Genomic DNA, 13,742 nt, shown 5'->3' on the forward strand with positions numbered 1-13,742 from the left:
AGGTAAATTCAGGAGGAAAGCGTGAATATCATTGCGATCATGGGTCCCCACGGCGTCTATTATAAAGACGAACCGATCAAAGAACTGGAAGCCGCCCTGCAACGGCAAGGTTTCCAGACCATCTGGCCGCAAAATAGCGCCGATCTTTTGCAATTTATCGAGCATAATCCGCGGATCTGCGGGGTTATTTTTGACTGGGATGAATACAGCGTTGATCTGTGCAGCGATATCAATCGCTTAAATGAATATCTGCCGCTGTACGCATTTATCAACGCCCATTCGACGATGGACGTCAGCAGCCAGGACCTGCGCATGACGCTATGGTTCTTTGAATACGCGCTGGGGCTGGCGGAAGAGATTGCTACCCGCATAGGTCAATACACCCGCGAATACCTCGACAACATAACCCCGCCGTTTACCAAAGCCTTGTTCAACTATGTGCAGGAGGGGAAATATACTTTCTGTACCCCCGGGCATATGGGCGGCTCGGCATATCAAAAAAGTCCGGTGGGCTGTCTGTTTTATGATTTCTTTGGCGGGAATACCCTAAAGGCCGACGTCTCTATTTCCGTGACGGAGCTGGGATCCCTGCTCGATCATAGCGGTCCGCATCTGGAGGCGGAAGAGTATATTGCCCGCGCATTCGGCGCCGAACAGAGCTATATGGTGACCAACGGAACCTCGACGTCGAATAAGATTGTCGGTATGTATTCCGCTCCGGCGGGCAGCACCCTGCTTATCGATCGCAACTGCCATAAATCGTTGGCTCATTTACTGATGATGAGCGACGTGGTGCCGCTGTGGCTAAAGCCGACGCGCAATGCGCTAGGGATCCTCGGCGGCATACCCAAGCGCGAATTTACCCGCGACAGTATTCAGCAAAAGGTTAATGCGACAGGCGGCGCCGGGTGGCCTGTGCATGCGGTGATCACCAACTCCACCTATGACGGACTGCTGTATAACACCACCTGGATCAAAGAGACCCTCGACGTACCGTCAATCCACTTTGATTCCGCCTGGGTGCCCTATACCCATTTTCATCCGATCTATCAGGGTAAAAGCGGGATGAGCGGCGATCGCATTGCGGGGAAAGTGATCTTTGAAACGCAGTCGACGCATAAAATGCTGGCCGCGCTATCGCAGGCTTCGCTGATTCATATTAAAGGCAGCTATGATGAAGATACCTTCAATGAAGCCTTTATGATGCACACCTCGACCTCCCCGAGCTACCCGATCGTTGCCTCCATTGAGACGGCTGCCGCCATGCTGCGCGGCAACTCCGGCAGACGACTGATTCAGCGTTCGATTGAGCGGGCGCTGGATTTTCGTAAAGAGGTGCAGCGGTTGCGCGAAGAGTCTGACGGCTGGTTTTTTGATATCTGGCAGCCGGAAGAGGTGGGGGAAGCGCAGTGCTGGCCGGTTTCACCCGGAGAAAGGTGGCATGGCTTTCAGGACGCCGATGACGACCATATGTTCCTCGATCCGGTGAAAGTCACCATTCTGACGCCCGGTATGGACGAGCAGGGCAACATGGATAGCGAAGGCATTCCGGCCGCGCTGGTGGCGAAGTTCCTTGATGAGCGCGGCGTGGTGGTAGAAAAAACCGGGCCGTACAACCTGCTGTTCCTGTTCAGTATCGGTATAGATAAAACCCGTGCGATGGGGCTGCTGCGCGGATTGACCGAGTTCAAACGCGCTTACGATCTCAATTTACGGGTGAAAAACATGCTGCCGGATCTGTACGCCGAAGATCCGGATTTTTACCGCAACATGCGTATTCAGGATCTGGCCCAGGGTATTCATCGTCTGATTCGCCAGCACCAGCTCTCGCAGCTGATGCTTAGCGCTTTCGACGTCCTGCCGGAGATGAAAATGACGCCGCATCAGGCCTGGCAGCGGCAGATTAAAGGCGAAGTGGAAACCATTGAACTGGAGAATCTGGTCGGGCGTATTTCAGCGAATATGATCCTACCGTACCCGCCCGGCGTGCCGCTGCTGATGCCCGGCGAGATGATCGCCGAGGAGAGCCGCGCGGTGCTCAATTTTCTGCTTATGCTGTGCTCCATCGGCCGCCACTATCCGGGTTTCGAAACCGATATCCACGGCGCGAAACGCGATGAAGACGGCGTGTACTGGGTTCGAGTCTTAAAAAATGACTAAGCGCTTGCGCACTCACGAACTGAACGAGTAACGTTGTTGGCTTCAACTGGAGGAGTTGTACCATGCTGGGTTTAAAACGGGTTCACCATATCGCCATCATTGCGACGGATTATGCGAAGAGTAAAGCCTTCTACTGCGACATTCTGGGGTTCACCCTGCAGGGCGAGTTCTATCGCCAGGAGCGTGATTCATGGAAGGGCGATCTGGCGCTGAATGGCGAATATGTCATTGAACTCTTTTCATTCCCGTTTCCTCCTGCGCGTCCGAGCCGTCCCGAAGCCTGCGGGCTGCGCCATCTGGCGTTTAGCGTTGATGATGTCGATGCCGCCGTTGCGCATCTTGAGGCCCACGGCGTGGCCTGTGAAGACGTTCGTATCGACCCCTTCACCGGTAAACGATTCACCTTTTTTAACGATCCCGACGGGCTACCGCTGGAGATTTATCAGCAGTAATTCTTGTCAGGGCGTGTTCTGCCGGGTAACGTGCCGGACACGCTTTCCTCAGTTAGTACTCTCATGATGATGATCCCAGACATGGCGCAAACGCTACAGCCGCACCGCCATTTTTTAGTGGCCTTTAGCGGCGGGCTGGATTCGAGCGTGCTCCTGTATCGCCTGGTTTGCTGGCGCGAACAGGATCCTACCGTTCAGCTGCGGGCGATGCATATTCACCACGGCCTCAGCGCGAACGCCGACGATTGGGTGGCGCACTGCCGACAAATATGCCAGCAGTGGCAGGTACCGCTTTTGGTTGAACGGGTGGCGCTCGCCGATGAGGGGCTGGGGATTGAGGCCCACGCGCGTCAGGCGCGCTATCAGGCTTTCCGTTCGGCGCTATTACCCGGCGAAGTGCTGGTGACGGCACAGCATCTTGACGACCAGTGTGAAACCTTTCTGTTGGCGCTTAAGCGGGGGAGCGGCCCAACCGGGCTTTCGGCGATGGCCGGCGAGTCCGATTTTGCCGGGACGAAACTGCTGCGTCCGCTGCTTAACGAAAGCCGCGACTCCCTGCACCGGTGGGCGATAGCCCATCAGCTCAGCTGGATTGAAGACGAAAGTAACCAGGACGACGCCTACGATCGCAATTTTCTCCGCCTGCGAATTGTTCCGCTGCTTAACGCTCGCTGGCCGCACTTCGCCGAGGCCGTAGCGCGCAGCGCCAGCCTGTGCGGCGAGCAGGAACAGCTGCTGGATGAAATGCTCGCGGCGGAGCTGGCAACGCTGGTGGCGGAGGATGGCGCGTTGACTATCGAACCGTTGGCGGCCATGAGTGCCCCTCGTCGGGCCGCGCTGCTGCGCCGCTGGCTGGCTGGGCTCAATGCGCCGATGCCTTCGCGCGAGATGCCGGAGCGTATCTGGCGTGAAGTGGCGATGGCGCGCGAGGATGCGTATCCCTGTCTGCGCCTTGGCCAATTCGCCGTTCGTCGCTATCAGCAACGGCTGCACTGGGTGAAATATCTCCCCGGACAGAGCGAGACGGTGCTGGCGTGGCGCGATATTGCCAGGCCGCTGCCGTTACCCGACGGCCTTGGCGAACTGAAGCTCCTGGCCGGCGGCCCGTTACGCGGCCCGCGCCAGGATGAAGCGGTCACTATTCGTTTTCGCGCCAGCGGTAATCTGCATATCGTCGGCCGCCAGGGCGGCCGCAAGCTGAAGAAAATCTGGCAGGAACTCAACGTTGCGCCCTGGCGGCGCGATACCACGCCGCTGCTGTTTTACGGCGAAACGCTTATCGCCGCAGCCGATGGTCTGTTTATTACCGTCGATGGGAAAGTTCAGGAAGGTGAAGGCGTGCAGATGATGTGGATGAAAACGGGCGGCTGAGCCACCCGTTTTGCTTCAGGACTCGCTAACCACTACCGTACCGATTTCCGGATGGCTGAAGCTGGCGATTTTATCCAGGCGCAGTTCGCGGACGTCACCGGCGAGCTCCACGACGAGATACTCGATATTTTTGCGCGAGATAAGATCGTTGGCCTTCGCTTGCAGCTGTTCGCCATCTTTGAGCTCCAGCGCCAGGACCAGATGGTGCTGACAGGCAAGTTCGAGGTTGTCATAATCATCGCAATTGATGGGTTGATAAGTATCATTCATTGACATAATCGCTCACCAGTAAGTTTGCCGCCGCATATGCGGCCTTTTCCCTGACTGACTCAGCAAGGGCCTGATCCGCCGCAACCTCATTCAATACTTTCAACACGCAACCTAGCGCATCCGGGATATACCCAAGGTCCCCGCTGGCTATTTCCGCATACCGCTTGCGTATTAACTCACAATATTTGTCCACATGCCCTCCTGTCAGCGTTCTGACTTAACCGTGGGATGTAAGTTTAAGCCTACGAAGATAAACTCTGTTTAGCAAGGTGACTATACCATAGTCATTTAAGCAATATCAGCAGGATGAAAGGGGATCCTGCGATTGCTGACAGCCTTTTGCCACCAGTTTCGCTACAATGAACGCCATTTTTATCAGGAGTTTCCTCATGGCGCTGAAAGCGACGATTTATAAAGCGACGGTGAACGTGGCCGACCTGGACCGCAACCAGTTTCTGGATGCCAGTTTGACGCTTGCCCAGCATCCGTCAGAAACCCAGGAGCGCATGATGCTGCGCCTGCTGGCGTGGATGAAATACGCCGACGAGCGTCTGCAGTTTACCCGCGGTTTGTCTTCCGATGATGAAGCTGAACTCTGGCTGCTAAACGATCATCTGGGCGTTGATCTGTGGATCGAACTGGGGCTGCCGGACGAACGGCGGATTAAAAAAGCCTGTTCGCGGGCGCAAGAGGTGGCGCTGTTTGCCTATAATAGCCGGGCGGCAGAAATCTGGTGGCAGCAAAATAAAAGCAAATTGGCACAGTTTTCAAAGCTAACCGTATGGTATTTAGATGATACTCAGCTGGCGCAGCTCAGTGCTTTTGCCGATCGGACAATGTCGCTACAGGCGACTATCCAGGATGGCGCTATCTGGTTATCTGACGCTAAGAATAATCTGGAAATTCATTTAACGGCCTGGCAAACATCCGCATGATTACGATTAGCCGCAGCGTGGCGATTGCGGATGACGAGGTCTCACTTTCCGGGATACGCGCCCAGGGGGCGGGCGGTCAGCATGTCAATAAAGCATCGACGGCTATCCATTTGCGCTTTGATATTAAGGCATCGAGCCTGCCTGAGTATTATAAGGAACGTCTGCTTACCTCCAGCCATCACTTAATTTCTGCCGAGGGTGTGGTTATCATTAAGGCTCAGGAATATCGCAGCCAGGAGATGAATCGCGAAGCGGCGATTGCGCGTCTGGTTGCCTTAATACAAGAATTAACCGCAGTGCAGAAGCGCCGCCGGGAGACGCGGCCGACCAGAGCGTCAAAAGAGCGCCGGCTTGCCTCAAAGGCGCAAAAATCCTCAGTTAAGGCGCTGCGTGGGAAAGTTCGTCATTAAAGGCATGGCGAACCGGTGGAATGGATAATAAGGAATTTACAGTGAAGAAAATCGTATTTTCAGTCGTGGCTGCATGCTCGCTTTTTGCCCTATTCGGCTGTAACCATCGCGCGGAGATGGACACGCTACAACCGGCGCCGATGGAAGAGCTAAAGCCGATGCAGCAGAGCTGGCGCGGCGTGCTGCCGTGTGCCGACTGCGAAGGTATCGAAACTTCGCTCTTTCTTGAGAAAGACGGCACCTGGGTGATGAACGAGCGGTATCAGGGCGTCAGTCGCGAGCCTTCCTCCTTTGCTTCCTATGGCACCTGGGCGCGCACGGCCGATAAGCTGGTGCTGACCGACAGCAAAGGCGAGAAGTCTTACTATCGGGCGAAGGGCGACAAGCTGGAAATGCTCGATCGCGACGGTAATCCCATCGAGTCTACGCTGAACTATACGCTTGAGTCAGTCAAATCCAGCCTGCCCATCACGCCAATGGCGATGCGCGGAATGTACTTCTATATGGCGGATGCCGCGACCTTTACCGATTGCGCAACCGGCAAGCGAGTGGCAGTCGCGAATAACGCGCAGCTCGAGCGTGATTATGCCGCGGCGCGCGGAACGGATACTCGCCCGGTGCTGCTGGTGGTTGAGGGGCACTTTACGCTGGAAGCGAACCCGGATTCGGGAGCGCCGGTTAAAGTTCTGGCGGTGGATTCACCAGGCAAGTTTTATCAAAAAGAAGACTGTAATTCTCGTTAGTTAATTGAGTCCTACGAGACGGCTTGTCTTGATATAAATTCCCAATTTAAGATGCCCGATATACTGCAATTGTGTTTCGGGCTTAAAGTTTGCCACGTCCCCCTCACGCATATGAAGCAGGTCTGATGGGCTAATCCAGCCCGGTTGAGCCAGGGTCAGCGGGTGTCCGGCCTTCGCGAAGGCATCGCTGACAAACTCAGAACAAAACCACATTTTTTTGTCCCCGGAAACGGCATCGCTAAGCTGCGCTTTGGCCAGGCCATTCACGCACTGCTGGCGGAAATCCTTCGAAAAGGGATTCAGGGAGCAGAGCTGTTTGGTTACCATAAAGGGCACAAATTCAATGATGCCGCGATAGTTATAGCCGCTGTTTCTGTTTTTATAGGCGAAATTTTTAATGCCGGCGGCTTGTTGCGGCGTAAGGTCAGGCGCTCTTAGGGCAAACAGCTTATCGCTGTGCTGCATCGCTTGCTGGAGCGGAATAATCTGCACCCCAGCGCCGGTTGCCTCTGCAACCTGGTTATCACCGATATAGATAGCGACATGGCCAACGGAGGATGCGCTAAAAGCACGAATCCCCAGGGACGTCACGCCAATGCTGGAAGAGAAAAGGAGATCGCCGGGGAGCAGGTCTTGTGCGTTAATTTCAGTCAGCGTGTTATTAGCCACCGAGCTCTGGCGCTGAAGTTTAACTGCCCATTGCTGCGATGGTGGCTTAATAGCGGAAGCGGAAGGCGCGGACCGGCTGACGTCTACCGTGCAGGCCGAAAGTAAAAACAATGCGGGAAAAAGCAGGACATAATTTGCCCATTGTTTAGCCATGATTACAATCCCTGTAAAAAAGAGGCTCTGAAACCAGAGCCTCTTTTGGCGTTAACCTTTAATTTGTTGTACCAGGTAATTCACGATATCGCCGGTTTTAATCAGCTGCTTCTCGCCGCTGCGACGATATTTATATTCAATATCGTCGTTGTCGAGGTTACGGTCGCCCAGCACGATGGTGTGCGGAATACCGATAAGCTCCATATCGGCGAACATCACGCCCGGACGCTCTTTACGGTCGTCCATCAGCACGTCGATACCCAGCGCGCTCAGCTCTGCGTACAGCTTCTCGGCCAGCTCCTGCACGCGGTAGGATTTATGCATGTTCATCGGCAGAATCGCAACCTGGAACGGGGCGATAGCGTCCGGCCACAGAATCCCGCGATCGTCAAAGTTCTGCTCAATGGCGGCCGCCACCACGCGCGTCACACCGATACCGTAGCAGCCCATCGTCAGGATCTGGTTACGGCCATCTTCGCCCTGTACGGAGGCTTTCATCGCTTCAGAGTACTTGGTACCCAGCTGGAAGATGTGGCCCACTTCGATACCGCGTTTAATCAGCAGCGTACCTTTACCATCCGGGCTCGGGTCACCCGCCACGACGTTACGGATATCAGCCACTTCAGGGGTGGCGACGTCGCGATCCCAGTTGATGCCGAAGTAGTGTTTCCCGTCGATGTTAGCGCCCGCGGCGAAATCGCTCATTGCGGCAACGGTACGGTCGATAATCACCGGAATGGGCATATTAACCGGGCCCAGAGAACCGGGACCTGCCTGCACCAGCGCGCGGATCTCTTCTTCGGTAGCGAAGGTCAGCGGGCTGGCGACCTGTGGCAGTTTTTCCGCTTTAACTTCGTTCAGCTCATGATCGCCGCGAACCAGCAGGGCAATTAGCGGAGACTTGCTGTCTTCTACCGCTTTGACCAGCAGGGTTTTCGCCGTTTTCTCAATCGGCAGATTGAACTGCTCAACCAGCTCGGCGATGGTTTTGGCGTTCGGCGTATCGACCAGCGTCATTTCCTGAGTGGCGGCCGCGCGCGGCTCTTTCGGCGCAACGGCTTCGGCGAACTCAATATTGGCCGCGTAGTCGGAAGAGTCAGAGAAGATCACGTCATCTTCGCCGCTCTGCGCCAGCACCTGGAATTCGTGAGATGCGCTACCGCCGATAGAACCGGTGTCAGCCTGTACCGCACGGAAATCCAGGCCCATACGGCTGAAGATTTTGCTGTACGCGGCGTACATCGCGTCGTAGGTTTCCTGCAGAGATTCCTGAGAGGTATGGAAAGAGTAAGCATCTTTCATCAGGAATTCACGGGAACGCATCACGCCGAAACGCGGGCGCACTTCGTCACGGAATTTGGTCTGAATCTGATAGAAGTTCAGCGGCAGCTGTTTGTAAGAGCTCAGCTCGTTACGAATCAGGTCGGTGATCACTTCTTCATGAGTCGGGCCGAGTACGAACGGACGTTCGCCACGGTCAGCAATACGCAGCAGTTCCGGGCCGTACTGTTCCCAGCGACCACTCTCTTGCCACAGCTCAGAGGGCTGAACTACCGGCATTAACACCTCGATTGCACCGGCGTTATTCATCTCTTCACGCACGATGTTTTCGACTTTTTTCAGGACGCGCACGCCGGTCGGCAGCCAGGTATATAACCCGGAGGCCAGCTTGCGGATCATCCCGGCGCGCAGCATCAGCTGATGGCTGATAACCTCGGCGTCGGCAGGTGTCTCCTTCAGAGTGGAGAGCAGGTATTGGCTAGTACGCATGTTGTTACGGTTCCATTTGGACGATCGATACAGACTGGGAGCCAGCCTGACACAAAAAAGTGGTTTAGTTTACCAGTGTGGCAAAGATGCCAAAAGAGAGGAAAATAAAATTAGCGTGGTTCGAGAGAAAAGACTTCAAAACCGGACGAAATCACCCGCCAGCGCACGTTAAAATCCAGCAGCCAGACGGCGTAGGTCTTTCCCGGGTCTTCTTCTTTACGATATGCCGGGCGCGGATCTTGCGCCAGAACTTCGCTAATAAACATCTTAAGTCGGGGATAGCGCTTTTCCAGTTCTAAAAGCCGGGCTTCTGTTTCTGGCGTGAAGCTCACCGCCACTTCCGCCTGCGGTGCCTGCTGCGCGTAGCTCGCGCTGGCTTCCGGCAGCGCTTCGGCAAAGGGCAGGTAAGGTTTGATATCCACGACCGGCGTACCATCCACCAGGTCCAGACTACCGAGTTCCAGAACGACGTGTTCTTTCTGGCAGCGAATACCTTTTAGCTCGACCAGCGACATACCGATTGGATTAGGACGAAAGGTCGAACGGGTGGCGAAAACGCCCATCCGCGCATTACCGCCGAGGCGGGGAGGGCGCACGGTCGGGCGCCAGCCGCCTTCCATGGTCTGATGAAACACAAACAGGATCCACAGATGGCTGAAGTTTTCCAGGCCACGTACGGCATCGGCCTGGTTATAGGGGGGCAGAAGATGTAATTCGCCGCCGCCGTTTTTAACCAGCCCAGGCTGGCGGGGAACGGCAAATTTTTCTTTATAGGGCGAGCGAATAACGCCTATCTGCGCAAACTGAAAATCACTCATTGCGCCGTAACGTTAAGCGCTGAACCAAGGCAGACGGCCTGGCGGTAGCAGCCCGGAGTTCCGCTGGTCACTTCGCAGCGGTGCAGCAGCACGGCATTGGCTTTCATTTTTGCCGCGTTAATCTGCATGCGCTTGCGCGCCGTCGGGATATTGGGCGGAGAGTCTTGATTCGAGGCCTGGCATGATTCACCGGTGACTTCGCCGAGTTCGCGGAAAGGTTTACCCACCAATTCTGTTGCATCGGTATAGATTCTTACCGGGGCCGGACGCGTCGCTTTCGGTTTTGCCGGTTCCGATTTGGCAGGCGGGGTTACGGTGCTTTGTACAGGCTCGACGGGAGATCTGCTTAGCATAGAACAACCGCTTAACATGAGTGCTAACAAACAGACCGGTAAAGCACGCATAGTATTTCCTCAATAAATAATAAAACAGGGCGCTATTGAATCAGGTGCTTGCATAAATGACAAGACGGGCATAAAGCCCGTCCTGAATGATATTACGCTGAGAAAAGATTACCAGCCTTTCACCGCACCGCCGTTAAAGATTTTGTTAGCCGCTTCGTAAACTTCATCACTCTGATAGGCCTGAACAAATTTCTTAACATTTTCCGCATCTTTGTTGTCTTCGCGAGCGACAATCAGATTCACGTACGGAGACTCTTTACCTTCCACAAAAATACCGTCTTTTGCCGGCGTTAAGCCAATCTGGCTGGCATAGGTGGTATTGATAACCGCCAGAGCGATTTGCGCATCATCCAGAGAGCGCGGCAGCTGCGGGGCTTCCAGCTCAACAATTTTCAGGTTTTTCGGGTTTTCAATAATATCCAGAGAGGTTGGCAGCAGACCAACGCCTTCTTTCAGTTTGATCAGGCCAACCTGTTGCAGCAGCAGCAGAGAGCGGCCAAGGTTGGTGGGATCGTTAGGAATCGCAACCTGAGAGCCCGGCTGCAGTTCGTCCAGCGATTTGATTTTTTTCGAATAACCCGCAATCGGGTAAACAAAAGAGTTACCTACGGAAACCAGCTTGTAGCCGCGGTCTTTGATTTGCTGGTCAAGATACGGTTTATGCTGGAAGGCGTTAACGTCGATATCGCCTTTGCTCAGCGCTTCGTTCGGCAGAACGTAGTCGTTGAAGGTCACCAGTTCGACATCAAGGCCGTATTTTTCTTTTGCTACTTTCTGCGCGACTTCCGCAACCTGCTGCTCCGCACCGACGATAACGCCGACTTTAATATGGTTAGGATCTTTTTCGTCCTGACCGCAACCCACCAGAGCCAGAGAACCGATTAACGCGCCGACTGCCGCAAAGGTTTTGAAATTAAAGGCCATGTTATTTCCTTCCTGTAAGATTCTGTATTGTGTGTAATGTTATTTGTGAGTCACAGCCCGGACGATACGATCGCCTGAGAATTGGATTAAGTACACCAGAATAACCAGCAGCACCAGTACGGTATTCATTACCGTTGCATTGTAGCCGATATAACCGTACTGATAGCCAATCTGCCCGAGACCACCGGCACCCACGGCGCCGCCCATCGCGGAATAGCCGACCAGCGTAATGAGCGTGATGGTTGCCGCATTCACCAGGCCCGGCAGCGCTTCCGGCAGCAGAACCTTACGCACGATCTGCATCGGCGTTGCGCCCATGGCGCGGGATGCTTCGATAAGGCCGGTGGGGATCTCCAGCAGGGCGTTTTCCACCATACGGGCGATAAACGGCGCGGCGCCGACCGTCAGCGGAACGATAGCCGCCTGCAGGCCGATCGACGTGCCAACGATCACGCGAGTGAATGGGATCATCCACACCAGCAGGATAATAAAAGGAATCGAGCGGAAAATATTCACCACCGCCGAAAGCGTGCGGTAGAGCTTCGCATTAGCGACAATTTGCCCCGGACGGGTGACGTACAGCAGCACGCCGACCGGCAGGCCGAGAACAAAACCGAAGAAGCCGGAGACAAACGTCATGGCCAGCGTTTCCCATACGCCGCGAACCAGCAGCCAAATCATTGGTTCAGACATATCCCAGTACCTCTACTTTTACATGGTGTTCCTGTAGCCAGGCGATTGCGGCCTGGGTATCTTCCTGCGTGCCGTGCATCTCAGTGAGCATAATGCCGAACTTGACGCCGCCCGCGTAATCCATCTGCGCACTAATAATGTTGTTATTCACATTAAAACGACGGGCAGTCTCAGAAAGAAGCGGGGCATCAACGGAGTGACCCGTAAACTCCATGCGCAGCATGGGCACGCTATCGGGAAGCGCTTCAGGTTTAAGGCGGGCCTGATAATCATCCGGGATATCAAGGTGCAGCGTTGACTGAATAAACTGTTGCGCCAGCGGGGTTTTGGGATGAGAGAAGACCTCACTCACCGTATCCTGTTCAATCAGCTGGCCGTTGCTGATAACGGCAACGCAATCGCAGATGCGTTTGACGACATCCATTTCATGGGTAATCAGCAAAATCGTCAGGCCCAGGCGACGGTTGATATCTTTCAGCAGTTCCAGAATCGAACGCGTAGTGGCCGGGTCCAGAGCGCTGGTGGCTTCGTCGCAGAGCAGGACTTTTGGATTGCTCGCCAGCGCACGGGCGATGGCCACGCGCTGTTTTTGACCGCCGGAGAGATTTGCCGGATAGCTATCGTGTTTATCCCCCAGACCGACGAGATCGAGCAGCTCGGTCACCCGGCGCTTGATTTCATCTTTCGGCGTATTGTCGAGCTCCAGAGGCAACGCCACGTTGCCGAATACGGTGCGTGAGGCAAGCAGGTTAAAGTGCTGGAAGATCATGCCAATCTGGCGACGGGCGCGAGTGAGCTCTTTTTCTGACAGCGCCGTTAGTTCCTGGCCGCCCACCTGTACGCTGCCCTGCGTTGGACGTTCGAGCAGGTTAACGCAGCGGATTAACGTACTTTTACCCGCGCCGGAAGCGCCGATGACGCCATAAATTTGCCCGGCGGGGACATGCAGGCTGACATCGTTCAGCGCCTGTATGCTGCGATTTCCCTGCTGGAACACTTTGGTAATATTCGAAAGTTTAATCATCAGTTATTTATTATCGTTTAGCCGTTTGCCGTGGCATTTTCTTCTGCCGTGTCCAGGCGATGCCTGTCAATGAAATGGATGTTAAGGCATCCAGACGTCTAAATCAATCTGACTCTGTATAATGAGCACTTTCTTGCGTCCGGAAACATGCGATACTACGCGCATTAGCCTTTATCAGGAGCAAACCGGTGGCAATGTCAGTACCCGCAATTTTTCTTGACCGTGATGGCACGATTAATGTCGATCACGGCTATGTCCATGAAATCGACAACTTTGAATTTATCGATGGCGTCATTGACGCAATGCGTCAATTAAAGGAGATGGGTTACGCGCTGGTGCTGGTGACCAACCAGTCCGGTATCGCCCGCGGTAAGTTTACTGAAGAGCAGTTTGAAACGCTGACGGAGTGGATGGACTGGTCGCTGGCCGATCGCGGCGTTGATCTGGATGGCATCTATTATTGTCCGCACCACCCGCAGGGAACCGTTGAAGAGTTTCGCCAGACCTGCGACTGCCGCAAGCCGCATCCGGGTATGCTGATTTCGGCGCGCGACTATCTGCATATTGATATGGCGGCTTCCTTTATGGTTGGCGATAAAGTCGAAGATATGCAGGCAGCTCTGGCGGCCAATGTCGGCACGAAAGTATTAGTGCGCACCGGCAAGCCGATGACCCCAGAAGCCGAAAGTGCCGCTGATTGGGTGCTTAATAGCCTGGCAGACCTGCCGGATGCTATCAAAAAGCAGCAAAAATAAGCGTTATGTATAAAAGGTGAGCGGTTGAAATAAAATTGCATTTTACCGCTTGTCACCGCCGAATAACTCCCTATAATGCGCTCCCACTGACACGGCAGATGTGAATCACTTCACAAACAACCGGGTCGGTTGAAGAGAAAAAATCCTGAAATAACGGGTTGACTCTGAAAGAGGAAAGCGTAATATACGCC

General features: G+C 54.5%; 16 protein-coding genes. 7 read left to right on the plus strand and 9 right to left on the minus strand.

What is annotated here, in order from left to right; genetic code table 11:
- The first annotated feature begins 21 nt into the window (after window positions 1–21).
- The 3 genes from FQK12_RS25100 (at window position 22) to tilS (ending at window position 3,983) form a co-directional block, all read left to right on the plus strand.
- A complete protein-coding gene (locus FQK12_RS25100) occupies window positions 22–2,160 on the plus strand; it encodes a lysine decarboxylase LdcC (RefSeq protein WP_014228008.1) in 2,139 nt (712 codons plus the stop codon).
- Between the two features lie 62 nt (window positions 2,161–2,222).
- Window positions 2,223–2,612, plus strand: a complete 390-nt coding sequence (locus FQK12_RS25105; protein ID WP_014228009.1) for a VOC family protein — start codon at window positions 2,223–2,225, stop codon at window positions 2,610–2,612.
- A gap of 69 nt (window positions 2,613–2,681) precedes the next feature.
- Window positions 2,682–3,983, plus strand: coding sequence for a tRNA lysidine(34) synthetase TilS (gene tilS / locus FQK12_RS25110; RefSeq protein ID WP_032694440.1), 1,302 nt, complete (start codon window positions 2,682–2,684; stop codon window positions 3,981–3,983).
- A gap of 15 nt (window positions 3,984–3,998) precedes the next feature.
- On the opposite strand, the gene rof is transcribed toward tilS, so the two are convergent.
- Window positions 3,999–4,259 (minus strand): Rho-binding antiterminator, encoded by a 261-nt coding sequence (rof, locus tag FQK12_RS25115; protein WP_004098776.1) that lies wholly within the window; start codon window positions 4,257–4,259, stop codon window positions 3,999–4,001.
- Window positions 4,246–4,446 (minus strand): YaeP family protein, encoded by a 201-nt coding sequence (locus FQK12_RS25120; protein WP_004098778.1) that lies wholly within the window; start codon window positions 4,444–4,446, stop codon window positions 4,246–4,248. The genes rof and FQK12_RS25120 overlap by 14 nt, the downstream gene beginning before the upstream one ends.
- 196 nt (window positions 4,447–4,642) lie before the next feature.
- Between FQK12_RS25120 and FQK12_RS25125 the strand changes: the two genes are divergently transcribed.
- From FQK12_RS25125 to nlpE, 3 genes are read left to right on the plus strand one after another with little or no spacing between them, the layout of a single operon-like run.
- Window positions 4,643–5,188: a YaeQ family protein gene (locus FQK12_RS25125; protein ID WP_014228011.1), complete on the plus strand. Its 546-nt coding sequence runs from the start codon at window positions 4,643–4,645 to the stop codon at window positions 5,186–5,188.
- Window positions 5,185–5,598, plus strand: a complete 414-nt coding sequence (arfB, locus tag FQK12_RS25130; protein WP_014228012.1) for an alternative ribosome rescue aminoacyl-tRNA hydrolase ArfB — start codon at window positions 5,185–5,187, stop codon at window positions 5,596–5,598. The genes FQK12_RS25125 and arfB overlap by 4 nt, the downstream gene beginning before the upstream one ends.
- Window positions 5,599–5,618: 20 nt before the next feature.
- Window positions 5,619–6,341: an envelope stress response activation lipoprotein NlpE gene (gene nlpE, locus FQK12_RS25135; protein WP_025107392.1), complete on the plus strand. Its 723-nt coding sequence runs from the start codon at window positions 5,619–5,621 to the stop codon at window positions 6,339–6,341.
- Here the strand turns inward: nlpE and FQK12_RS25140 are convergent, their stop codons facing one another.
- The 7 genes from FQK12_RS25140 to metN all read right to left on the minus strand — a co-directional run bounded on the left by FQK12_RS25140 (window position 6,342) and on the right by metN (window position 12,796).
- Entirely contained in the window at window positions 6,342–7,163 is an 822-nt protein-coding gene (locus FQK12_RS25140; protein WP_014228014.1) for a YaeF family permuted papain-like enzyme, read from the minus strand. It lies immediately after the preceding gene.
- Between the two features lie 51 nt (window positions 7,164–7,214).
- Complete coding sequence (gene proS, locus FQK12_RS25145; protein ID WP_014228015.1) at window positions 7,215–8,933, minus strand: proline--tRNA ligase; 1,719 nt, start codon at window positions 8,931–8,933, stop codon at window positions 7,215–7,217.
- Between the two features lie 110 nt (window positions 8,934–9,043).
- Window positions 9,044–9,751, minus strand: coding sequence for a tRNA (N6-threonylcarbamoyladenosine(37)-N6)-methyltransferase TrmO (gene tsaA, locus FQK12_RS25150; protein ID WP_014228016.1), 708 nt, complete (start codon window positions 9,749–9,751; stop codon window positions 9,044–9,046).
- On the minus strand, window positions 9,748–10,155 hold the full coding sequence (rcsF, locus tag FQK12_RS25155) for an Rcs stress response system protein RcsF (RefSeq protein WP_004098790.1): 408 nt from the start codon (window positions 10,153–10,155) through the stop codon (window positions 9,748–9,750). Before rcsF ends, tsaA begins: the two co-directional genes overlap by 4 nt.
- Before the next feature lie 108 nt (window positions 10,156–10,263).
- Entirely contained in the window at window positions 10,264–11,079 is an 816-nt protein-coding gene (gene metQ, locus FQK12_RS25160; protein ID WP_004098791.1) for a methionine ABC transporter substrate-binding lipoprotein MetQ, read from the minus strand.
- A 39-nt stretch (window positions 11,080–11,118) separates the two neighbouring features.
- Window positions 11,119–11,772 carry a methionine ABC transporter permease MetI gene (locus FQK12_RS25165; RefSeq protein WP_004098792.1) on the minus strand — a complete coding sequence of 218 codons (654 nt, stop codon included), beginning with the start codon at window positions 11,770–11,772 and terminating at the stop codon, window positions 11,119–11,121.
- Window positions 11,765–12,796 (minus strand): methionine ABC transporter ATP-binding protein MetN, encoded by a 1,032-nt coding sequence (gene metN / locus FQK12_RS25170; RefSeq protein ID WP_004098793.1) that lies wholly within the window; start codon window positions 12,794–12,796, stop codon window positions 11,765–11,767. The genes FQK12_RS25165 and metN overlap by 8 nt, the downstream gene beginning before the upstream one ends.
- 188 nt (window positions 12,797–12,984) lie before the next feature.
- Between metN and gmhB the strand changes: the two genes are divergently transcribed.
- Window positions 12,985–13,551, plus strand: coding sequence for a D-glycero-beta-D-manno-heptose 1,7-bisphosphate 7-phosphatase (gmhB, locus tag FQK12_RS25175; RefSeq protein ID WP_032694375.1), 567 nt, complete (start codon window positions 12,985–12,987; stop codon window positions 13,549–13,551).
- The last annotated feature ends 191 nt before the right edge of the window (window positions 13,552–13,742 follow it).

The organism is Klebsiella sp. ME-303, from assembly GCF_007910085.1.
Lineage (GTDB): Bacteria > Pseudomonadota > Gammaproteobacteria > Enterobacterales > Enterobacteriaceae > Klebsiella > Klebsiella michiganensis.